The following is a 23,164-nucleotide window of genomic DNA, read 5'->3' as shown; positions in this document are numbered from 1 at the left end:
TTGCTCTTATCAGATGCAAGAAAAGATGTTAAAATTGACGCATATCAATATTAATGGGAATACCCTATGATCCCGGAAAAACGAATAATCCGACGTATTCAGTCTGGCGGTTGTGCAATCCATTGTCAGGATTGCAGTATCAGTCAGCTCTGTATTCCTTTTACTTTGAATGAAAATGAGCTGGATCAGCTCGATAATATCATTGAAAGGAAAAAGCCTATTCAGAAAGGACAGGCGCTGTTTAAAGCAGGTGATGAGCTTAAATCCCTGTACGCCATCCGTTCCGGGACCATTAAAAGTTATACCATTACTGAAGAAGGTGATGAGCAAATTACCGGTTTCCATCTGGCAGGTGATTTAGTCGGTTTTGATGCTATCAGTAATCAGCAGCATCCAAGTTTTGCGCAGGCCCTCGAAACCTCAATGGTTTGCGAAATCCCGTTTGACACACTTGATGACTTATCCGGCAAAATGCCAAATCTGCGCCAGCAGATGATGCGCTTAATGAGTGGTGAGATTAAAGGTGATCAAGACATGATTTTGCTGCTTTCTAAAAAGAATGCAGAAGAGCGTTTGGCCGCGTTTATTTATAATCTCTCGCGCCGCTTTGCCCAGCGCGGTTTTTCACCACGTGAATTCCGTCTCACTATGACACGGGGTGATATCGGTAACTATTTAGGCCTGACGGTAGAAACCATCAGCCGCTTATTGGGCCGTTTCCAGAAAAGCGAGATTCTCAGTGTGAAAGGTAAATACATCACTATCGAGAATACCGAAGCACTGGCTCAGTTGGCGGGTAACCCAAAACCAAGTTGTAATTAATATCATTGCTTTCATATGTCAGTAAAATAAGTGGCGGGGATATGTACCACATGTGTACAGCAGCGTAAGCCGAACGGTATAGCTGCCCGCCACTTTCTGACTCGCAATATGGGTTTATCAGTCACCCTCATATCAATATAATTTGTCAGGTGCGTGCTCTCACCTGTTATCTTTCACTTTCATGGTTTACTCTTTAACTAACATACTGTTAATTCACGGTTGTAAGGAGACTCTATGGCAAAGTATCAGAATATTCTGGTTGCTATTGACCCCAATCAGGATGATCAGCCTGCATTAAGACGTGCAGTTTATCTTGTGCGGCGTAATGGTGGCACAATCAAAGCATTTTTGGCTATTTACGACTTGTCCTATGACATGACCACCCTACTGTCGCCTGATGAGCGTACCGCTATGCGCAAAGGGGTTATCAGCCAACGCTCAGCATGGATAAGTGAGCAGTGCCGGTTTTATCTGGATGAAGGGATACCGATTGAAATCAAAGTGGTATGGCACAACCGGCCCTACGAAGCCATTATTCAGGAAGTCCTGAAATTTAAGCACGATTTATTACTCAAAATGGCGCATCAACATGACCGCCTCGAATCAATTATCTTCACCCCCACTGACTGGCACTTATTGCGTAAATGCCCTTGCCCGGTGTGGATGGTCAAAGACCAACCTTGGCCGGAAAATGGTACGGCACTGGTCGCCGTCAATCTCTCCAGTGAAGACCCGCTGCATGATCCGCTTAATCTACGTTTAGTTAACGAAACCAGAGAACTCGCGGAGAACCTCAACCAAACTCCGGTGCACTTGATTAGCGCCTATCCGGTTACCCCGATTAACATTGCCATTGAATTGCCTGATTTTGATCCGAGCGTCTATAACGATGCTATTCGTGGTCAACATTTGGTTGCGATGAAAGCATTGCGCCAGCAATTTGGCATTGATGAAAAATTCACTCATGTCGAAAAAGGTTTGCCGGAAGAAGTTATTCCTGACCTGGCAGAACATTTACGGGCCGGGGTGGTGGTTCTGGGTACTTTAGGGCGTACAGGTCTCTCTGCCGCCTTTATCGGGAATACTACGGAACATGTGATCGACCATCTGAAATGTGATTTGCTGGCCATTAAACCTGAAGGTTTTAACTGCCCGGTGGAAAGCAATGAAGATTCTGAGGATGGAGAATAGCCGCTTCACAAGCTATTCAGATTAAAGCAAAAAAAGGCCACCTTGGTGGCCTGAGGTTAAGGACAAAGTGCCTGTAGCGGTGAAAACAGGCAGATCGTAAAGACGCCGTAAACCCTTCCCTGGGGGCTCGAGCCGCGCCATCCTTGGCGCGGACGCTTTACTCTTCTACCTGTCTTCACCTTGCAAGATCGAGTCCTTAGGGTTTTTCAGCAGTCTGAAAAACTCAAATGAAGGGGAAACGTGCCGTTGGGGTCGCTCTTAGTTTCAAATACAAGTGCGTAAGCCGTCGGAGTGCCCCGAGGTGCGATAAACCCTTCACTCACTGTGTTTCATTAACCTTAAGGGCCACCTTAGTGGCCCTTAATTAATACCCTACCGCCATTACAATGCGCGTAAAATAGCTTCCACGCTGTCTTTAGCATCGCCAAATAACATCTGAGTATTATCTTTGAAGAACAATGGGTTTTGGACGCCAGCATAGCCGGTGTTCATTGAACGTTTGAAAGCAATAACATTTTGCGCTTTCCATACTTCCAGCACAGGCATCCCGGCAATCGGGCTGCGAGGATCTTCAAGTGCTGCCGGGTTTACGGTGTCATTAGCGCCAATCACCAGCACCACATCAGTGCTTGGGAAATCATCATTGATTTCGTCCATCTCCAGCACCACGTCGTAAGGTACTTTAGCTTCAGCCAATAACACGTTCATATGGCCTGGCAAGCGCCCTGCTACTGGGTGAATACCAAAGCGGACTTTGATCCCACGAGCCTGCAGTTTTGCTGTGATTTCAGCAACTGGATACTGTGCCTGCGCAACCGCCATACCATAACCAGGGGTGATGATGACAGAGCTGGCATTTTTCAGCAGTTCAGCCACTTCCTCAGCATTGGTTTCACGATACTCACCCATTTCTTCAGCATCACCGGTAGAAGAACCGTCAGTACCAAAGCCGCCGGCAATAACGCTGATGAATGAACGATTCATCGCTTTACACATGATGTACGACAGAATCGCACCAGAAGAACCGACTAACGCACCGGTCACAATCAGCAAATCGTTGCTCAACATGAAACCTGCCGCCGCCGCTGCCCAACCTGAATAGGAGTTCAACATTGAAACGACAACTGGCATATCAGCACCACCAATAGATGCAACCAAATGCCAACCGAAGGCTAAGGCAATCACGGTCATCAATAATAGTGCGACCACTTGCAGCGCCACGCTATCTGTTTTGACGAACATAATCATCAGCAGGAATGAAACAACCAGTGCAACCAGGTTCAGCTTATGGCGATGCGGCAGCATCAGTGGCTTGGATGAGATAATCCCGCGTAATTTACCGAAGGCAACAATAGAACCAGTAAATGTCACCGCACCGATAAAGATACCGAGGAACACTTCAGTCAGATGGATATTCACCATCACGGCGTCCATGACCACCGGGCCATGATCCAGATAGCTGTTAAAGCCAACCAGAACCGCCGCCAAACCGACAAAACTGTGCAAGATAGCAACCAGTTCCGGCATTTCGGTCATTTCGACTTTCTTCGCCAGATAAATACCAATTGCTCCACCAATCACCATGGCGATGATAATCCAGGCAACATTACCTGAGTCTGGCCCCAGAATGGTCGCGATAAGCGCGATAGCCATACCGGTCACACCGAAAGTGTTACCTTGTTTGGATGTTTCGTGGCGCGACAGCCCAGCCAAACTGAAAATAAATAAAATCGCAGCAACTATGTACGCAGCTGTAACGAGACCACTAGACATTAGTTACCCCTTCATTTTTGTATAACGTTGTCTTTATAAACATTGTTGTTTTTATAAACATTGTTTTATCCACTCAGCTTTATCAACTTGCGCTTTAGGCAAGTTCGGCCTCATCGAAACCTAGTTTTTACGGAACATTTTCAGCATGCGTTGGGTGACGGTAAAACCACCAAAAATGTTGATGCTGGCGATCAAAACGGCAATAAAGGATAAGAAACTCACCCAGCCACCATGACCAATCTGCAACAATGCGCCAACCACAATAATGCCGGAAATAGCGTTGGTAACTGACATCAGCGGTGTATGCAGCGCATGGCTGACGTTCCACACCACGTAATATCCGACCACACACGCCAGTGCAAAGACCGTAAAGTGAGATAAAAACTCTTTCGGTGCCACATTGGCCAACCAACCAAATAGCACAATAGCCAGCGCCATAATGATGTATTTAGGCCAAGGCGAGGAAGGTTTAGCCTCTTCTTTGACAATCGGTGCCGCTTTCGCCGCCTGAGGCTGTGCTGATACTTGAATTGGCGGTGCCGGCCAGGTGACTTCACCGGTTTTGACCACGGTAACACCACGGATCACGGTATCTTCGAAATCAATGTCAATCTCGCCATTTTTCTCTTTGCAGAGTAATTTCAGCAAGTTAACCAGGTTAGTACCATAAAGCTGGGATGACTGTGTTGGTAAGCGGCTTGGCAAATCGGTGTAACCGATAATTTTCACGCCATTTTCAGTTACCGTCACTTTATCGGCTACTGTCAATTCGCAGTTGCCGCCTGTCTGGGCGGCCAAATCGACAATCACACTGCCCGACTTCATTGACGCAACCATCTCTTTAGTGATCAAGCGCGGCGCGGGTTTACCCGGAATCAACGCGGTGGTCACAATGATATCGACTTCAGCCGCTTGCGCTGCAAAAAGTGCCATTTCAGCTTTGATAAATGCTTCAGACATGACTTTGGCATAACCATCACCACTGCCAGCCTCTTCTTCGAAATCGAGTTCGAGGAATTCAGCGCCCATGCTTTGAACTTGTTCTTTCACTTCCGGACGGGTATCGAAAGCGCGGACAATCGCACCCAAGCTCCCCGCCGCACCGATAGCGGCCAGCCCGGCAACACCGGCGCCGATAATCATCACTTTAGCCGGGGGAACTTTACCCGCAGCCGTGATTTGCCCGGTGAAGAAACGGCCAAACTCATGCGCCGCTTCAACAATGGCACGATAGCCCGCAATGTTAGCCATTGAGCTAAGAGCATCCATGGATTGCGCGCGAGAAATACGTGGCACAGAATCCATTGCCAATACCGTCACCTGACGCTCTGCCAATTTTTGCAGTAATTCCGGGTTCTGAGCCGGCCAGATGAAGCTGACCAAGGTGCTCCCCGCACGCATCAGAGCAATTTCCTCCTCAAGCGGAGCATTCACTTTGAGGATAAGGTCGGATTGCCACACATCGGTGGTATCCGTAATGGTGGCACCCGCATCCTGGTACGCCGCATCGTCAAAACTGGCTAAATGGCCAGCTCCGCTTTCAATCGCCACGGTGAAACCCAGTTTCAGCAATTGTTCTACCGTTTTCGGCGTTGCTGCAACACGGGCTTCATTGGCCAACCGCTCTCTTGGTACACCAATACGCATAATGTTCCCTTTTTTACCTGTCTTTGATGATAAGTATTGCCATGTTCTATTGGGTTACTGACAAACCTGCTTTGTTACGGCTCCCTATAACCTACTGAAAATGTGACTTATGATCCATATCTGTATGCGGTTCTGAAGCAGTTTTTGCACTAAAACTGGCAGGTGGAAAGAACTCTGTATAATTCACTATAAAAATAATATTTACTAGCGGCTTGTCCTGCAACTTTGAGCCAAAATAATAAGTTTTGGTATAATAAGGCAAGCCAGTGATAGCGCGGCATTAGGTTAGAAAAATGTAAATAAACAACGCTTATCACGTTAAAGCCATTATTCGTAAAACTTATCCTCATTATTGAGGTAAAGTGCTAACAGGCCTAACTGCGAAATTCATATATTTAGCCATATAAATTATTTAGTCATATAAATTGCGGAGACACCCGCCATTATTACATGTAATAATCATCTGCTATTCTGTTACACATCAATTGTTCCGCACGTATCAACGTTAATGCGCAAGGCGAAAGGATTTTTTATGAAGCTGAAATACACGATCATCGCGTCGGCATTGCTATCACTCTCGGCGCTTTCTGCTGCACATGCGGCAAAAGAACTTACACCAGAGCAAGCAGCAGCCATTAAGCCATTTGATCGTATTACTATTACCGGCAGATTTAATGCAATCAATGAAGCCGCAGATGCGGTATCCCGTCGTGCTGATAAATTGGGCGCTGATTCGTTCTATATTCAGGATCTGAACAGCAACAATAATGGCGGCAACTGGCGTGTAACGGCCGATGTTTATCATAAAGATGCACAGGAAGTGAGCAAAGATACCCAGTATCGTATTTTCAATGGCATCAAAGAATTACCAAAAACAGAAGCCTATACCTTACAACCTTATGACACTGTTTCTGTTAGTGGTTTCTTCCGTAGTCAGCCAGATATCAACGATGCTGTTTCCAAAGCGGCGAAAGAAAAAGGCGCTTACTCCTTCTTCATCGTGCGTCAGGTGGATGCTAACCAAGGCGGCAACCAGTTTGTGACTGCTTATATTTACAAACAAGATGCAGCCAAACGTGCCGTACAAAGCCCTGATGTTATCCCTGCGGATTCAGATGCGGGCCGTGCTGCATTAGCGGCTGGCGGTGCAGCTGCTGCAAATGTCGAGATCCCAGGTGTTGCTTCCTCAGGCACGCCAAGCGCTGATGTGGGCCGTTTCTTTGAAACTCAATCATCAACAGGTAAACGTTACACTGTCACCCTGAGTGATGGCACCCAAATCCAGGAATTAAACAATACCACTGCCGCGCAGATGGTTCCGTTTGATTCTGTGACCTTTAGTGGTCACTACAACAGCATGACCGACGTCTCTCATGAAGTGGCTAAGCGTGCTGCTGCCAAAGGTGCGAAGTATTACCATGTTACTCGCCAGTGGCAAAACCAAAGTGGCGGTAACGTGAGTATTAGCGCTGACTTGTTCAAATAAATTTGTTTAAATTCTCACCATAAGGGCAGCCATAGGCTGTCCTTTTTTATACTTTAGTTATGGTGATGAACTTGATGAGTACTGACTGAATAATTTTTTGCCTAAATCGCATAACCAATCATTGCATGATCGCGCCCCACTCCGTAAAATCCTCCGAAAATTTTGGGGCTATTATCTGTCAAGCATTGATAGATTAGCCTCAGATAATGCTGCTTATCAGTCAGTAACCATTCATTAATACTCTAAAAACCAGGATCCATAATTGGAAAGAAAACTCGGCCTGACGGCGCTAACGGCGCTGGTTCTTAGCTCAATGCTGGGTGCAGGTGTCTTTAGCCTGCCACAAAATATGGCTGAAGTTGCCAGCCCGGCGGCACTGCTTATTGGCTGGAGCATTACCGGCGTTGGGATTATTTTTCTGGCGTTTGCCATGTTACTGCTGACGCGTCTGCGCCCTGATCTGGATGGTGGAATATTCACCTATGCCAAAGAAGGTTTTGGTGACCTTATTGGCTTTTTCTCTGCCTGGGGCTATTGGCTCTGCGCTGTTATCGCCAACGTATCTTATCTGGTGATTGTTTTCGCAGCATTGAGCTTTTTTACCGATAAATCTGGCGAAGTTGTCTTTGGTGAAGGTAATACCTGGCAGGCGCTACTGGGAGCCTCTTTCCTGTTATGGGGGGTTCATGCTTTGGTATTGCGTGGTGTGCAAACCGCCGCCAGCATCAATTTGGCCGCGACATTGGCAAAACTGCTGCCAATCGGCGGCTTTATTGTGTTAGCCGGCCTCGCATTCAGCCTCGATACATTCAGTTTTGATTTTACTGGTATTGCCCTGCACACTCCCGTTTGGCAACAAGTGAAAGACACAATGCTAATAACGCTGTGGGTTTTCATTGGTGTAGAAGGCGCAGTTGTGGTTTCTGCCAGAGCGCGCAATAAGAAAGATGTAGGCCGGGCAACTATGCTGGCGGTGATCTCGGCTTTATGTGTTTATCTATTAATCACTTTATTATCTCTTGGCGTGGTGCCACGCGCTGAATTAGCGAATATGCGCAACCCATCCATGGCCGGTATTATGGTTGAGATGATTGGCCCTTGGGGGGAAGTGATTATTGCCACCGGGCTGATTATTTCAGTGTGCGGTGCTTACCTTAGCTGGACCATTATGGCCGCAGAAGTTCCGATGGTGGCTGCGAAACATGGCGCATTCCCTAAGATGTTCCAGCATCAGAATAAGCACAATGCACCGGCAAAATCACTGTGGCTGACTAACTGTGCGGTGCAAGTCGCGCTGATCCTTATCTGGCTGACGGGCAGCAATTACAATACATTGCTGACAATTGCATCAGAGATGATTTTAGTGCCCTATTTCCTGGTGGGAGCATTCTTATTTAAAGTGGCCTTAAAGCGCCAGGACTGGCGATTGATTATTGCGGCCAGCGGCGCGTGTTTGTATGGTTTGTGGCTGATTTATGCCGCCGGCTTGCTGTACCTGTTGTTATCCGCCCTGTTATATGCCCCCGGCTTGCTGGTGTTTATTTATGCGCGTAAAGGGCATGAAGGTCTCAGGCTACTCAATACGGTGGAACGCACAGCAATTTGTCTGGTACTGATTGCCACTATTCCGGCAACCTGGCTGGTTATGCATTAAGGCTAATCCTCGACAAAACCGGCCTAATCAATGGGTACGCCAGTTAAACTGGATGCCCATCTGGGCATCTATCGGCAGGTAACTAATTGTGTTCTGTTCCGGATATATCCACCGATAAACATTCACCCTTTTGACTCAGTCGCATTGAAGCTGGAAATTTTTGTTTGATTTCACCCAGTTGTGAGGTTTCTAGCGGATAAGGTAATTGAATATCCAGCTCTGTTATCCCTTGCAGCTCAGCAAGACGAATCAATCTAATAATATTAGTTTCATCGCTAAGTTGGGTTGATAATACCTGTAACGCCAAGGCGGTAAGCCGCTCCTGAGGCGTTTTTTCCAGCTCAGCCTGGGATTTCACCACCATCCCGAAAATCGGCATGACACCATAAATAGCATCAATAAAACTCCACCGCTTTTTGCAAGAAGCAGCTAGAAATTCCGTGTAATCGAAGCAGACTCTTTCACTGTGTGCTGGCACACCAATGTGTTCGCCACTCATCCCTCAGTCCTTAGCTGATCGATACAGCTATTCATTAATCATAAATATTGATATATAAACGATGGGCGCAACTAAATAGAGATGACGATATAATCACTTTCATTAATATAATGAAATAATTTGTTGGTTGTCTACCTATCAGTCACTGCCCTGTCATTGGCATAAAGAATAAAGTAACGTGCATAGTATTGCGGCCAACAGCGCGCTATGCTGAATTCCGGCACTTTTATAAACAGAAAAACATGACCAAAATTGTTTTTGTAGAAGACGACCCGGAGGTCGGAAAATTGATTGCAGCCTATCTGGGCAAGCATGACATTGATGTGTTTGTGGAGCCGCGAGGTGATACAGCGCAAGTAGTTATTGAACAACAACAACCTGACCTGGTGTTACTTGACATTATGTTACCAGGGAAAGATGGCATGACGTTGTGCCGCGATTTACGACCAAGCTATGACGGCCCGATAGTGCTGCTAACCTCGCTTGACAGTGATATGAACCATATCCTCTCTCTTGAGATGGGGGCCAATGACTATATTCTGAAAACAACACCTCCAGCGGTATTGCTGGCACGGCTACGCTTGCATTTACGTCAACATAATCAGCAACAAACCAAAGAAACGCCCCATGTTCCACTCACGGGGCATAATGCCATTCACTTTGGTTTACTTTGCATCGACCCGGTTAATCGGCAAGTCAATCTTGGTGATGAAGAGATTACATTATCGACTTCAGATTTTGATCTGCTGTGGGAACTCGCAACGCACGCCGGCATCATCATGGACAGGGAAGCATTATTGAAAAATTTGCGCGGCGTCAGTTATGACGGCATGGACCGCAGTATTGATGTAGCCATTTCGCGCTTGCGCCGCAAACTCTATGACAATGCCCTCGAACCTTTTAGAATCAAAACTGTACGTAATAAAGGCTACCTGTTCGCCCCCAATGCCTGGGAGTCAGTGCAGCAATGAGGAAACTATTTATTCAGTTTTTCTTATTGCTATTCGTCTGCTTTATGGTGATGGCGATGCTGGTTGGCTTAGTTTATAAAGTCACGGCTGAACGCGCTGGCCGCCAGTCATTAGATGATTTGATGAAAAGCTCCCTGTCATTGATGCGCAGTGAGTTACGAGAAATTCCGCTAAAAGATTGGAATAAAACCATCGCCACGCTGGATTTAAATCTCTCTTTTCAATTACATATTGAACCTCTCGATAAACGGGATCTTGGCGAAAGATTAAATAAGCGTCTGCGCGCGGGTGAAATTATTGCTTTGGATGATGAGTATACCTTCCTGCAACGAATTCCCCGCAGCCACTATGTCCTGGCTGTAGGCCCGGTTCCCTATCTGTTTTATCTGCACCAAATGCGGCTACTGGATTTAATCTTGCTCATCATGATTGGTCTCTCTTTGGCGCTACCGGTGTTCCTGTGGATGCGCCCTCACTGGAAAGACTTGCTGAAACTGGAAAATGCCGCCCAGCGGCTTGGGGCAGGATATCTGGACGAACGGACACATTTTGATCCCACCTCCAGCCTAAGTCGTTTAGGTGTCGCGTTTAACCAAATGGCCGACAACATCAGTACATTGATAGTCAGTAAGAAGCTGCTCATTGATGGAATTGCTCACGAGTTACGCACCCCACTTGTTCGCTTGCGTTATCGGTTAGCCATGAGTGATAACCTGACAGAGAGTGAACAACTGGCGTTAAATCATGATATTGGCCAGTTAGAGGCACTCATTGATGAATTGCTCACCTATGCTCGGCTGGATCGCCCCCAAGTCTCTCTCAATCTGGAACCTATAGATTTACCGGCGTGGCTCAGCGCAAAAATAGCAGATATGCGTTTGATTCATGGTGAGCGCGAGATAGAACTTGATATACCCCATCGTGGTGACTTTGGTGCAGTCGATCTCCGCCTGATGGAAAGAGTTTTGGATAATCTGGTCAATAACGCGCTGCGCTATTCAACTAAACGGCTACGTATTGGCTTGTGGTTTGATGGCGATAACGCATGTTTACAAGTTGAAGATGACGGGCCGGGCATTCCCTTAGAAGAACGCGCACGCGTATTTGAACCATTTGTTAGACTGGATCCTAGTCGGGATCGTGCAACCGGTGGATGTGGATTGGGTCTGGCAATCGTCCATTCCATCGCACAAGCATATCAGGGCAGCATTTCCGTCGATGCCAGTTCTCTCGGTGGCGCCAGTTTTCGGTTTTGCTGGCCGGTTAAAAATGTTTACTCACTGTCAGCAGACCAAGATTACATAACTAAGCCTTAATAAAATAAGTTGGCCTATCAGCTTTATGGAGTTTTTTATGACCACTGCTTATCAAAACCTTCGCACGACATTCACACGCCTCTCCCGCTTTGAGCACTTATCTGCTATTGCCGGGTGGGATATGCAAACAATGATGCCACCCAAAGGAAATCTTGCTCGTTCAGAGGCGATGGCTGAGCTAAATGTGCTGCAACACCAGATTCTGACAGCCAAACAGGTTGGTGAGTGGTTGCAGCAAGCGGAACAAGAAACGCTGGATGATATCGAACAAGCAAATTTGCGTGAGATGCGTCGGCATTACAATAATGCGGTGTTACTACCTGAGACTTTGGTTGAGGCAAAATCATTAGCAGGTGCACGATGTGAGCACGCATGGCGACAGCAGCGTATTGCAAATGATTGGGATGGTTTTGCAGAAAATCTACGCGAAGTGGTCAAATTAAGCCGTGAAGAGGCATCCATTCGTGCTCAGGCCGCCGGAACATCGCGCTATGACGCATTGTTGAATTTATATGAGCCGGGAACGAATAGTGCTGATTTGGACCGTATCTTTGGTGATCTTAAACAATGGCTACCAACGTTATTGCAAAAAGTGATCGCTAAACAAGCGAATGAAACTTGCTTGATACCACAAGGGCCATTTGAGCTGGAAAAACAGCGTCAACTTGGGCTGAATGTGATGAAAGTGTTGGGCTTCGATTTTGACGGTGGACGAGTCGATGTCAGTGTGCACCCATTCTGCGGAGGTGTTCCGCAAGATGTTCGCATCACTACTCGTTATAACGAACAAGAGTTTCTCAGTGCGTTAATGGGGATTGTCCATGAAACTGGCCACGCGCGGTATGAACAGAATTTACCCCGCGAATGGTTGGGCCAGCCAATATCACATGCACGCTCAACCGCAATTCATGAGTCTCAAAGTTTACTATTTGAAATGCAATTAGCGCGCAGTAAAGAATTTCTGCAAGTTATCCGGCCTTTGGTTATACAGCAATTCGGTGAGCAACCGGCTTTTAACCAGCAAAACTTCACTGCCTTGAATCAGCGCGTCAAAACCGGCTTTATTCGGGTCGATGCCGATGAGGTTAGCTACCCTGCTCATGTAATTTTGCGTTATGAAATTGAAAAGGCATTAATTAGCGCTGAAATTGAGGTAGATGATATCCCTACGCTGTGGAATGAAAAGATGCAGCAATATCTGGGGATAAATACAGAAGGAAATTACCGCTATGGGTGTATGCAAGATATCCATTGGACGGATGGCGCTTTTGGTTATTTCCCAACCTATACTCTGGGTGCCATGTATGCTGCTCAACTCTTCCAAACCGCACGTAAAGCTATCCCTGAATTAGATAGCAATATTGCCAACGGTGATTTGAGTACCTTATTCAATTGGTTACAGAAAAATATCTGGCAACATGGAAGCCGCTACTCAACCGTAGAGTTAATTACCAAAGCAACCGGTGAATCACTTAACCCTCGCTTTTTCCGCGAGCACTTAGAACGCCGTTATTTATAATTACTCTCTGCCCCAAATTTGCCCCTTCGGTACAGCCCCTCCTTTGTGGCGGCTGTACCGCCCTGCGAGACATAAATTCCATTTTTGTTGCAACTTTGCATGTACTTTCAGAGTTCACTTTTAGATAATCATCTAATGTATGTTGTAACTAAAATGAGTTTTTAAAGGAATCCAATGGTGTTCTTATTCCTCTCAGTTTCCTTTCTCTCTCTACCATAAAATACGCGTAGAGGCGTGTTATGAACTAAATGAAAAGTGGGTTATTCGCCATAATAATCAGTTCTGTACAATCGGTTACAAGCCGAAACCAATGACTCACGGAAGCTGTTAACTATTTACTCTATTCTCATTACAACGACCCAGCGGGGCCGATATACAAACAGAACACTGAGGAATAAATCATGAAAACAGTATTAGCTCTGATTGTTGCTGCAACTTTGGGTATGTCTTCTATCGCATTCGCCGCCGATACTGTTGCACCCGCAGCGCCAATGGCTACAGCACCTGCGGCCCATAGTGCTCCTGCCAAAACTATGCATCACAAAAAAACCACAAAATCGATGAAAAAAGCAGAGAAAACCGCGCCAGTACAAAAAGCGCAAACAGCTAAGAAACACCATAAAAAAGCGACACACACTAAATCTGCAACAGTAGCCGTACCGACTGCAAAATAGTATTCGCGAAAACTAACACCAGCTCTTCACGATTGACTCGCTACAGCTTAATTCACTCAACACCCGGCTTTCCGGGTGTTTTTTATCGGGAGTGCTGATAATGCTGCGTCGTTATTTATTTGAAATCACTTTGGCGACATTAGTCATTTGCGGTCTGATTACATTATTTTTTTATTTATAATGCCAGCGGATGATGTCACGCTAAAATTATCAAAAAATCCAATAACAGCAACAGACTATGTGATTAATTATGTCTATAGTTAGCAGTAAGATAGTTCGCGTTTGGCAATTTAATCAGTGGGTCTCAGGTTTGTGAGCAAATAACCTTTTTGGGAATAAGGCAGGCTAATTATTTATGCGTTTATCTTCATTATTACTATTGAGTCTGTTTCCTCTTTCTGTGACTTATGCTCTTCCACCTACTGACACGTCAAATGACGACAGCAGTATTGCAGACCAAACCACCCTCTTCTTTGGGAAAGATGATCGAACCGCAGTAACGAATAGCACTGACTGGCCATGGCAGGCAATTGGTCAAGTGGAAACAGCCAGTGGCAATCTATGTACTGCGACATTAATATCCCCTCGTCTCGCACTTACCGCTGGGCATTGTGTATTAGCACCTCCAGGTAAGATTGATCGTGCTGTCGCCTTACGGTTTATTTCGCACAAGGGCCATTGGAAGTATCAAATTACCAGTCTGGAAACACTGGTTGATGCCAAATTGGGTAAAAAACTGAAACCTGACGGAGACGGTTGGATAGTTCCACCCGCAGCAGCAGCATATGACTATGCTCTTATTCGATTAACTAATAAAAAGCCTATTCCTATCAAACCGTTGCCACTATGGGATGGAACTGCTAATGAATTGACCCAAGCGCTTAAACAAGTTGACCGTAAAATAACACAAGCGGGTTATCCACTTGACCACCTTGATACTCTCTATAGTCATGAAGATTGCCTGATCACTGGCTGGGCGCAGCAAGGTGTGCTGTCTCACCAATGCGATACATTACCCGGTGATAGTGGCTCGCCCTTATTACTGAAAAATGGCGAGAAATGGTCTTTGATTGCCATTCAAAGTTCCGCTCCCGCCGCTAAAGATCGTTATCTGGCGGATAACCGGGCGTTAGCGGTCACAGCCATAAAAGACCGGTTAAAAACACTCGCTAATAAAGCAGCTAAATAAAAAGATAGCGATCATCTGATCAACATTAATTAATACTAAATTATTTCTTACTGTTGTAATGGGGCTTTTGATTAAATTTAAAAACAAAAGTCCCACCTAATGCTGCAGCATATCGACTTAATGTCGTGAGATTAGGCGAAATAATACCTTTCTCCATCCGGCTGATATTTTGTTTCCTCAGCCCCGCTCTCTGGGCAATATCTTCTTGAGTCAAATTACATCGCTGGCGAGCAGCCTTAAGCTCCGTCATCATGGCTTGTCTAATCTGCAAGTCAGAATACGCTTCATTTACCTGAGAGTGATTTAAAGCGTTCGCTTTAACCTCAGAAAAAGGAAGAATGTCAAAATCATCTTGTTTTTTCATGGCAGCAATCTCCGTTTGAGTTCCTTCATACGCTGATAAGCCAACATCAGTGTCCGTCTTGGGGTCTTTTGCGTTTTCTTCTGCAAGATGTGAATGATGTAAACCTGCCGTTCGGTCTGGTAAAAGAAAAAACCACGCCCGCAACCTTCCTTTCCACTGACCCTCAGTTCTTTCAGCCCTTTCCCTATATCCCGCACTACAGGCTCTTTCAACTCATGACCATAAGCCTCTAACTCATCAAGAGCCTTAATCAGAGCCGCCTGTATCCCCGCAGGTAATTTAAACAATTCTTTTTGTGCCAACCGCAACAAACTAATCGTATACATAAGCAATCCTTGCTGCCGAAAACTCTATCAAACTCACCAAATGTAATCAAATATGGTGACCCACAATCAGACAAACTTTTAACAAGCCGTCTGAATGCCATGACAGATATAGCTGTAGTTAAAGACCGAAGGCAATAATGTTGCCGTGTAATAGAGGAGTTAATTGCTCGTTTCCGAGAGGCTTCGCATGAAAATCAGCAGGTTTCATCAATTACATATTTGAGACACAAATGAGAGGATTTAAATGATATAAATACGGGCGTGGAAACGGGAACTAACGACTGATAAACTCCGCGCCTGAGCCATTATCTCAGGTGCGGAATCGTCTTGATTAACCATCAGGCAGAGAGTTGTTCGATAGTCTGTAAAATCCGCTTATCTGAAATCGGGTACGGTGTTCCCAATTGTTGGGCAAATAAACTCACGCGCAACTCTTCAATCATCCAACGAACTTCTTTAACGTCTTCATCTTGTTGACGTTTAGGCGGCAATTTGTTGAGCCATTGCTGCCACATCTGTTGTACATGTTCCACCCGTTGCATTTGAGCCCGATCTCGATGAGGATCTACAGCTAACTTCTCCATCCGCCGTTCAATGGCATGCAGATAGCGCAATGTATCCGGTAAACGTTTCCAACCATTATTGGTGACAAATCCGCGATAAATCAGGCCACCAAGCTGTGCTTTGATATCGGAAAGCGCTAATGCTTGCGAGATATCGACCCGGCCTTTTAAACGTTTATTAATGCTGAATACGGTAGTCAGGATCTGTTCAACTTGTTTGGCAATATCCACCACAGTATCGTTTAATTCGGCCCGAACTTTTTCTTGCAGCTGAGCGAAATCAGCCTCTTGCCATACCGGCCCACCATATTGCGCGACAAGTTTATCTACCCCACAAGCAATGCAATCGTCAATCAGATCCATCACTTTGCCATAAGTATTGAAATAGAGGCCAAGTTTGGATTTATTCGGCAACTTTTCATGTAAATACTTAATCGGAGAAGGAATATTTAGCAACAATAAACGGCGTGTCCCCTGCCACATGGCCTGTTGTTGCTGGGCTTCTGTATCAAATAAGCGAATCGCGACACTGTCTTTTTCATCCACCAACGCCGGGTATGCTTTAACTTCGTATCCTCCCCGGCGTTGCTCGTAGCACACCGGAAGTGAGCCGAAGCTCCAGATATGTAAGTTATTTTGCTCAATACCGTCATCGGCAACCGCTGAAAGCGTCTCTTGTACTTTCTCTTGGAGTTGGAGCTTCAGGGCAGCAAGATCTTTCCCCTCACGCAAAGTTCGGTTTTTATCATCCACGACGCGGAAGGTCATTTTTAGGTGGTCGGGGACTTGCTCCCACTGCCAGCTTTCGCGTGACACTGTCACTCCGGTCATGCGCCGCAACTCACGTTCCAATGCGTCCAGCAGGCTAGTTTCCAATGGGGTTACCCGTGCTAAGAATGCCTCGGCATAATTAGGCGCAGGCACAAAATTGCGGCGAACCGGCTTAGGTAATGACTTGATGAGCGCCACCACCAGCTCACGGCGGATCCCCGGAATTTGCCAGTCAAATCCCTCTTCCTGAACCTGATTCAGGATAGGCAGCGGGATATGAACCGTGACCCCATCAGCATCCGTACCGGGCTCAAATTGATAAGAGAGCCGTAGTTTGAGTGACCCTTGATACCAAAAGTTCGGGTAATCCAGCGGGTTAACTTTGTTTGCTCCATCTTTGATAAGCATGGTTTTTTCAAAGTTGAGCAACTCCGGCTGTGTCTGGCTGGTTTTCTTCCACCAGCTATCAAAATGACGTGCGGAAATAACATCACGGCTAATACGCTGGTCATAGAAGTTAAACAATGTCTCGTCATCAACCAGAATGTCGCGGCGGCGAGATTTGTGCTCCAATTCTTCAACTTCAGCCAATAGCTTTAAATTAGCGCGGAAGAATGCATGGCGCGTCTGCCAATCCCCTTCAACCAAGCCATGACGGATAAATAACTCGCGACACAGCGGCGGATCAATTGGCCCATAGTTGATCTTGCGCTCAGTGACGATAGGCAACCCGAATAAGGTCACTTTCTCACTGGCCATCACCGCCCCTTGTGCTTTCTCCCAATGCGGATCGCTATAGTGATGTTTAACCAGATGTTGTGCCAAGGGTTCGATCCATTCCGGTTCAATTCGAGCCGCAATGCGTCCCCATAAGCGGCTGGTTTCGACCAATTCGGCCACCATGCACCACTTTGGCGGTTTTTTGAATAAACCAGAGCCTGGGAAGATGGCAAAACGGGCATTGCGCGCACCAGTATATTCTTGCTTTTCAACATCTTTCTGGCCGATATGTGACAGCAACCCGGTCAGAATAGCCGTATGAACACTGCGATAGTCTGCAGCAACGCTATTGACCGGAATACCCAACTCTTTCACCACCTGACGCAGTTGGGTATAGATATCCTGCCATTCGCGCACCCGCAAATAGTTCAGGAAATCGCTGCGGCATAATTTACGGAATTGCGCCGATGATAGCTCTTTTTGCTGCTCTTTCAGGTAATCCCATAGATTAACAAATGCAAGGAAATCAGAGTCCTTATCGGCAAAACGGCGATGTTTTTCATCGGAGGCCTGTTGTTTATCCATCGGCCGTTCACGCGGATCCTGGATAGACAATGCCGAGGTGATGATCATCAATTCCCGTACACTGCCACTTTTCTGGGCTTCCAGCACCATTCGAGCCAAACGGGGATCAACCGGCAATTGGGCCAATTGACGACCTAGCGGTGTTAATTGTTGATGGCCGTTACTGGCCGTTTGGATAGCCCCTAGTTCCTCCAGCAGCCGCACACCATCTTGAATGTTGCGCTTGTCTGGTGCTTCCACAAATGGGAAGGCTGCGATATCCCCTAGCCCTAATGAGGTCATTTGCAGGATAACGGAGGCCAAATTCGTACGCAGAATTTCCGGATCAGTGAATTCAGGGCGTGAAAGGAAATCTTGCTCGGAATAAAGACGGATACAGATACCGTCAGAGACACGGCCACAACGACCTTTACGCTGATTAGCCGAGGCTTGTGAAATCGGCTCAATCGGCAACCGCTGAACTTTAGTACGGAAACTATAGCGGCTGATACGTGCGGTTCCGGGATCGATAACATACTTGATGCCCGGCACGGTGAGTGAAGTTTCCGCCACGTTAGTCGCCAGCACAATGCGCCGCCCATGATGAGACTGAAACACCCTATTCTGCTCACTATTGGATAAGCGAGCATACAGCGGCAACACTTCGGTATGAGGCAAATTCTGCTTCATCAGCGCGTCAGCAGTATCACGAATTTCCCGCTCACCACTCATAAAGATCAAAATATCACCGGGACTTTCGCGCCCCAATTCATCTACCGCATCAAAAATAGCCTGTAACTGATCACGCTCAACATCATCGGCATCATCCACGATCGGCCGATAGCGTACTTCCACCGGATAGGTACGGCCAGAGACTTCGATAATGGGCGCATTATTGAAATGGCTGGAAAAGCGCTGCGGATCAATGGTCGCCGAAGTGATAATAACTTTCAGATCAGGGCGCTTTGGCAATAACTCCCGCAAATACCCCAAGATGAAATCAATGTTCAGACTGCGCTCATGCGCTTCATCAATAATCAAGGTGTCATATTGCATCAACAGGCGATCTTGCTGAATTTCAGCCAGCAAAATACCGTCAGTCATCAACTTCACGAGGGTATTCTCGCCCACTTGATCATTAAATCGCACTTTATAACCGACACAGCCGCCAAGTGAGGTATCTAGCTCATCAGCAATACGATTTGCCACGGTTCGCGCAGCAAGGCGACGCGGCTGGGTATGGCCAATAACCCCTTTGACACCACGCCCCAATTCCAGGCAGATTTTCGGTAATTGCGTGGTTTTACCGGAGCCAGTTTCACCGGCAACAATCACCACCTGATTATCGCGAATAGCATTATAGATATCTTGTTTCTTCTGACTGACCGGCAAATTCTCAGGATACGAGATAGCCGGACATGCTGCCCGACGACTGCTAACCCGCTGCATTGCTGTAGCAATCTCAGCTTCGATTTCGCGGGTAATCGCCTCTACGGCCTCGGGATTATGGACTTTTCGTGCGCCTTGCAGCCGACGCCGCATGCGTTGTTGGTCACGGAGCATCAACTCACCGAGTTGCGAGGATAATGCTGCGAGCGAAGATTTCACGTTCAATATTCCTTGTTACGCTAGCCCCGGCAAGCAGCGGAGGCTTAATTTCTTTAGCTATTTAATAAGCATGTATTGCGTAACATGGTAACACAATCGACTTTTTCACCCTACATTCAGCACAGTTCTGCTGCGGTATTGACTGTTAATCGACTATCGGTGTGGGCGTATTATAAATGAGTCACTTCTCCAATAGATTCCAGGGTGTATTCACCAATGCGATGTGCCAGCGATTGCGTAGTCAAATCACTTTTATTGACCGTCATATCGTCACTTAAGGTTTGTACCTTAATACGACCGTTTTCCCTGGTAATTAATGCCATAGCATTACCCACTCGCACCTTGTCATCATCAAGGGTTCGATTCTGGTTGTAATCAAATACATTCGGGTTACTTTCAACTTTTTCGCCGTGCCCGCAATAGGTTAGTGCGTAGAAATCAAAGTTGTTGGCCAAAAAATCGACCAAGGTTTGGTTATCTGGCATAGAGTCTGAGTGAGAATGTTGGCTGGTAGTTAATGCGCTATGTGCATCGATAATAGAACTAACACCGTCACTACTGGTTTTCCATCCTGAAGTGTCGTTGCCATTTTTCCCGGTATGATAAGAAAAGAACGTATTATCTTTAATCGCATATACCACAGTGCATCCAGAGAGTTGACTGGTATTCATTAACAGTGGAGCTCCCTCTTCAATCTGAGTCAGATCAAACTGGCAACCTACCGTTCCACGGTCACCATTGCTAATAGTTAGCACTTTCAAATTGTTATCGAAACGTTGTTGATTAAAATAATTACCCAATGGCAATCCCGGGATTAATTCTGATGACTCAATATCTGAACCCGTGAAATAGGTTATACCAGAACTTGTTTTACCCGAATTCTGAATTACCTCTCGTGCCTGACTATCAAAACGCACCTGGTTAATACTAATGGGTAGGTTTTCAGTAGATTGGCCGGTTGCAATAATCCCCTTACCCACCAAAGGCTCAATATTTCCGTTCATTATGGTGTTTTTGTCATTTGCCAGTACTAAGCGTTGTTCAGGTGTGGCCTCAGAAACGATGTGGTTAAACTTGGCATCATTACGAAAAGACGCAGTCGCGGCGAGATGTGAATCCACCACCACCTTACTTTGTTGCACCAGTTCTCGTAGATTACTATTCGGTTTATTTGACCGATTACAGATGTTTTTTATATTTTTTAAAATTGAATTTCCCAGGCTACTACTCTGTTTTTTTATATTATGTGATTTACGGGAAAGCTCAATGGGAGAATGGTGAATACGATTAATCCTTTGACTGACAACATCTTTAGCATTGTCTCTATCTCCCGTTGCATGATGGGAATTATAACTTGATGGTAATTTGTGTGTATTATTTCTATTTATATAGCTCATTTTTTATCCATAATATATTTAGCTACAAACACTGCATCATATAATGGAGTACCCAATACGGATCCTGAGCATGGCTGTAGCTACAACCACCGACAGATTAATCTCGATTTAATAACTAATCTTGCATAAAACGACAGCAGCCTCATTGCTATCCACTCAATAATTAAAGCGGTTAGAAAGTCATAAAACAGGCCACCCGGCGTGTCTCATTCAATAAAATCGAACAAAGAACGCAAAATATTGCGCTATCACTGATAGAAAAAGTTGAATAAAGTGTATCTCATTGAAAGGGCGTACCGCCTAAGTCTCTGTTACCTTTTAAGGAATTACGATGAGCAAAGTTCTGGTTCTGAAATCAAGTATTCTGGCAACCTATTCACAATCTAACCAATTGGCTGACTTTTTTGTTGAACAATGGCAAGCGGCTCACGCTGGCGATGAAATCACCGTGCGTGACCTGGCAGCTCAGCCGATTCCGGTATTAGATGGCGAATTAGTGGGCGCGTTACGCCCTTCAGATGCCGCGCTGACACCGCGTCAACAAGAAGCACTGGCGCTGTCTGATGAATTGATTGCTGAGTTGCAGGCTAACGACGTGATAGTCATGGCGGCTCCAATGTACAACTTTAATATCCCAACTCAGTTGAAGAACTACTTTGACCTGATTGCACGTGCTGGCGTGACTTTCCGTTACACCGAAAAAGGGCCTGAAGGCCTGATTACCGGCAAACGTGCCATTATTCTGACCAGCCGTGGTGGTATTCATAAAGACACCCCAACTGACCTGGTTGTGCCTTATCTGCGTCTGTTCCTGGGCTTTATCGGGATTACCGATGTCGAGTTCGTGTTCGCAGAAGGTATTGCTTATGGTCCTGAAGTGGCGACCAAAGCGCAAGCTGATGCCAAAGAGTTACTGACCCAGGTTGTTAGCGCTTAATGAATGACTTTCATGCATCGGCAGGTGTCTCTGTTGATGCGTGACTGAATGACCTGGTATTACCCTCGTTTTACCCAGTAGTGTTATTGAATCATTACGCGCCCTTGGGCGCGTTTTTTTATCTCTGAACACCTATGCCAACAGCCCGATAGCGCTCTCCTCATCCGTCACCAAACCATTCACCCAATGCCCCCTAAGAACGGCTTTGATAGCTTGATGTTTCTCTACACCACCCGCAATAGCAATAACCGGTTTTTCCGGCCGGATACGCAGGCTGGCACTGGTTAAACGCTGATCCAGCTCATAGCTTACCCGCTGACCATCAATATCGATAAAGTTACCCAACATTTCAGCCACCACATTGGATGCCGTCAGTTGCGCCACATCACGTTCTGAAATAAAACCATCTTTGTGTAGCGGGCAATGATAACCCATTGAACCAATGCCAATAAAAGTCACATCAGCCTGAGCCGCTTTCTCGGTTACCGTGCGGTAAATCCGGTGATTACACCACAGGTCACGATCGGCTGCGCTATCCGCAAAAAGCGGCGCGGGCAAAATAAAATAGCGCCCTTGGGTTTTCTCCGCCATCCATAACGGCACATCATAGCGGGTACAAGAACCATCAGCAGCTATTGCCCCAATAAGGGAAACGCAGCTGTGCTGAGGGCGTTCAAAATCCGGCAGTTCATCAATAGCTGCTTTTAAGCTGCGCCCTGACCCCACACCAATCACCAGTGGTTGCTCTTGCCGAAGAAACTGCGCCATCACCTCTGCCCCCGCCACGGCGATAGCCCGTTGCACACCCGCACTGTCCATCCCCTGGCTTGGCACCACCTGGCATTGATGTAATCCGTAGTGCTTTTGCAGTTGATCCGCCAGCGCCATACAGCGCCCCACCGGATGGGCGATGCTGACACTCACCAGCCCGTTATCGATGGCGCAGGCCACCAATCGCTGAGCTACCTGGCGAGAAACCCCGAGCGCTTCAGCAATTTCATGCTGTGTTTGACCCGCTACGTAATACATCCAGGCCGCTCGGGCGGCTTGATCCAATTTCTTGTCACTCTTATGCATGGCTGTTCTGCGCGCTAGTGGTGAAAACATCATGTTAATCATTTTACACCGCAGTTTGGCAGATTTTTATCTCCGCTAACGTTTATGTGAGCTAAA

19 protein-coding genes are annotated in these 23,164 nt (G+C 46.4%); 11 read left to right on the top strand and 8 right to left on the bottom strand.

What is annotated here, in order from left to right:
• Positions 1-66: 66 nt before the first annotated feature.
• Together FTB31_RS17830 and uspE are read left to right on the top strand one after the other, a co-directional pair.
• Positions 67-822 (top strand): FNR family transcription factor, encoded by a 756-nt coding sequence (locus tag FTB31_RS17830; RefSeq protein WP_050078101.1) that lies wholly within the window; start codon positions 67-69, stop codon positions 820-822.
• A gap of 234 nt (positions 823-1,056) precedes the next feature.
• Positions 1,057-2,013 carry a universal stress protein UspE gene (uspE, locus tag FTB31_RS17825; RefSeq protein ID WP_005169669.1) on the top strand — a complete coding sequence of 319 codons (957 nt, stop codon included), beginning with the start codon at positions 1,057-1,059 and terminating at the stop codon, positions 2,011-2,013.
• Between the two features lie 381 nt (positions 2,014-2,394).
• Here uspE and pntB read toward each other — a convergent pair whose 3' ends face one another.
• Both pntB and pntA read right to left on the bottom strand, forming a co-directional pair.
• Positions 2,395-3,786 (bottom strand): Re/Si-specific NAD(P)(+) transhydrogenase subunit beta, encoded by a 1,392-nt coding sequence (pntB, locus tag FTB31_RS17820; RefSeq protein WP_050078592.1) that lies wholly within the window; start codon positions 3,784-3,786, stop codon positions 2,395-2,397.
• Positions 3,787-3,906: 120 nt separating this feature from the next.
• The gene (pntA, locus tag FTB31_RS17815) at positions 3,907-5,433 is read right to left on the bottom strand and encodes a Re/Si-specific NAD(P)(+) transhydrogenase subunit alpha (RefSeq protein WP_050078591.1); all 1,527 of its coding nucleotides are present in this window, start codon (positions 5,431-5,433) and stop codon (positions 3,907-3,909) included.
• A gap of 532 nt (positions 5,434-5,965) precedes the next feature.
• On the opposite strand from pntA, the gene ydgH reads away from it, so the two are divergent.
• Both ydgH and FTB31_RS17805 read left to right on the top strand, forming a co-directional pair.
• Positions 5,966-6,919 carry a DUF1471 family protein YdgH gene (gene ydgH / locus FTB31_RS17810; RefSeq protein WP_227721890.1) on the top strand — a complete coding sequence of 318 codons (954 nt, stop codon included), beginning with the start codon at positions 5,966-5,968 and terminating at the stop codon, positions 6,917-6,919.
• Between the two features lie 262 nt (positions 6,920-7,181).
• Positions 7,182-8,573 (top strand): amino acid permease, encoded by a 1,392-nt coding sequence (locus FTB31_RS17805; RefSeq protein WP_227719654.1) that lies wholly within the window; start codon positions 7,182-7,184, stop codon positions 8,571-8,573.
• Positions 8,574-8,655: 82 nt separating this feature from the next.
• Here FTB31_RS17805 and FTB31_RS17800 read toward each other — a convergent pair whose 3' ends face one another.
• Positions 8,656-9,072 (bottom strand): hypothetical protein, encoded by a 417-nt coding sequence (locus FTB31_RS17800; protein WP_227719653.1) that lies wholly within the window; start codon positions 9,070-9,072, stop codon positions 8,656-8,658.
• 242 nt (positions 9,073-9,314) lie between these two features.
• Between FTB31_RS17800 and rstA the strand changes: the two genes are divergently transcribed.
• The 6 genes from rstA (at position 9,315) to FTB31_RS17775 (ending at position 14,741) form a co-directional block, all read left to right on the top strand.
• Positions 9,315-10,043 carry a two-component system response regulator RstA gene (gene rstA / locus FTB31_RS17795; RefSeq protein ID WP_050078585.1) on the top strand — a complete coding sequence of 243 codons (729 nt, stop codon included), beginning with the start codon at positions 9,315-9,317 and terminating at the stop codon, positions 10,041-10,043.
• Positions 10,040-11,359 carry a two-component system sensor histidine kinase RstB gene (rstB, locus tag FTB31_RS17790; RefSeq protein WP_227726104.1) on the top strand — a complete coding sequence of 440 codons (1,320 nt, stop codon included), beginning with the start codon at positions 10,040-10,042 and terminating at the stop codon, positions 11,357-11,359. The genes rstA and rstB overlap by 4 nt, the downstream gene beginning before the upstream one ends.
• A gap of 37 nt (positions 11,360-11,396) precedes the next feature.
• Positions 11,397-12,878 (top strand): carboxypeptidase M32, encoded by a 1,482-nt coding sequence (locus FTB31_RS17785; RefSeq protein ID WP_227719652.1) that lies wholly within the window; start codon positions 11,397-11,399, stop codon positions 12,876-12,878.
• 401 nt (positions 12,879-13,279) lie between these two features.
• Complete coding sequence (gene asr, locus FTB31_RS17780; RefSeq protein ID WP_050078582.1) at positions 13,280-13,552, top strand: acid resistance repetitive basic protein Asr; 273 nt, start codon at positions 13,280-13,282, stop codon at positions 13,550-13,552.
• A gap of 100 nt (positions 13,553-13,652) precedes the next feature.
• Complete coding sequence (gene ydgU / locus FTB31_RS21650) at positions 13,653-13,733, top strand: small membrane protein YdgU (RefSeq protein WP_455433242.1); 81 nt, start codon at positions 13,653-13,655, stop codon at positions 13,731-13,733.
• Positions 13,734-13,907: 174 nt separating this feature from the next.
• A complete protein-coding gene (locus FTB31_RS17775; RefSeq protein WP_227719651.1) occupies positions 13,908-14,741 on the top strand; it encodes a trypsin-like serine peptidase in 834 nt (277 codons plus the stop codon).
• 40 nt (positions 14,742-14,781) lie between these two features.
• Here the strand turns inward: FTB31_RS17775 and FTB31_RS17770 are convergent, their stop codons facing one another.
• From FTB31_RS17770 to FTB31_RS17755, 4 genes are all read right to left on the bottom strand, one after another.
• A complete protein-coding gene (locus tag FTB31_RS17770) occupies positions 14,782-15,105 on the bottom strand; it encodes a helix-turn-helix domain-containing protein (protein ID WP_050078580.1) in 324 nt (107 codons plus the stop codon).
• Positions 15,102-15,431, bottom strand: a complete 330-nt coding sequence (locus tag FTB31_RS17765) for a type II toxin-antitoxin system RelE/ParE family toxin (RefSeq protein ID WP_227719650.1) — start codon at positions 15,429-15,431, stop codon at positions 15,102-15,104. Before FTB31_RS17765 ends, FTB31_RS17770 begins: the two co-directional genes overlap by 4 nt.
• Before the next feature lie 338 nt (positions 15,432-15,769).
• Positions 15,770-19,657, bottom strand: a complete 3,888-nt coding sequence (hrpA, locus tag FTB31_RS17760; RefSeq protein WP_227719649.1) for an ATP-dependent RNA helicase HrpA — start codon at positions 19,655-19,657, stop codon at positions 15,770-15,772.
• 170 nt (positions 19,658-19,827) lie between these two features.
• On the bottom strand, positions 19,828-21,054 hold the full coding sequence (locus FTB31_RS17755) for a cytotoxic necrotizing factor Rho-activating domain-containing protein (protein WP_227721893.1): 1,227 nt from the start codon (positions 21,052-21,054) through the stop codon (positions 19,828-19,830).
• Between the two features lie 331 nt (positions 21,055-21,385).
• On the opposite strand from FTB31_RS17755, the gene azoR reads away from it, so the two are divergent.
• Positions 21,386-21,991, top strand: coding sequence for an FMN-dependent NADH-azoreductase (gene azoR, locus FTB31_RS17750; RefSeq protein WP_227731663.1), 606 nt, complete (start codon positions 21,386-21,388; stop codon positions 21,989-21,991).
• Positions 21,992-22,123: 132 nt separating this feature from the next.
• On the opposite strand, the gene FTB31_RS17745 is transcribed toward azoR, so the two are convergent.
• Positions 22,124-23,068, bottom strand: a complete 945-nt coding sequence (locus FTB31_RS17745) for a sugar-binding transcriptional regulator (protein WP_050078601.1) — start codon at positions 23,066-23,068, stop codon at positions 22,124-22,126.
• Positions 23,069-23,164 lie beyond the last annotated feature (96 nt).

This window comes from Yersinia proxima, assembly GCF_902170785.1.
Classification (GTDB): domain Bacteria; phylum Pseudomonadota; class Gammaproteobacteria; order Enterobacterales; family Enterobacteriaceae; genus Yersinia; species Yersinia proxima.
This window is presented reverse-complemented; position numbering and strand designations above follow the sequence as displayed.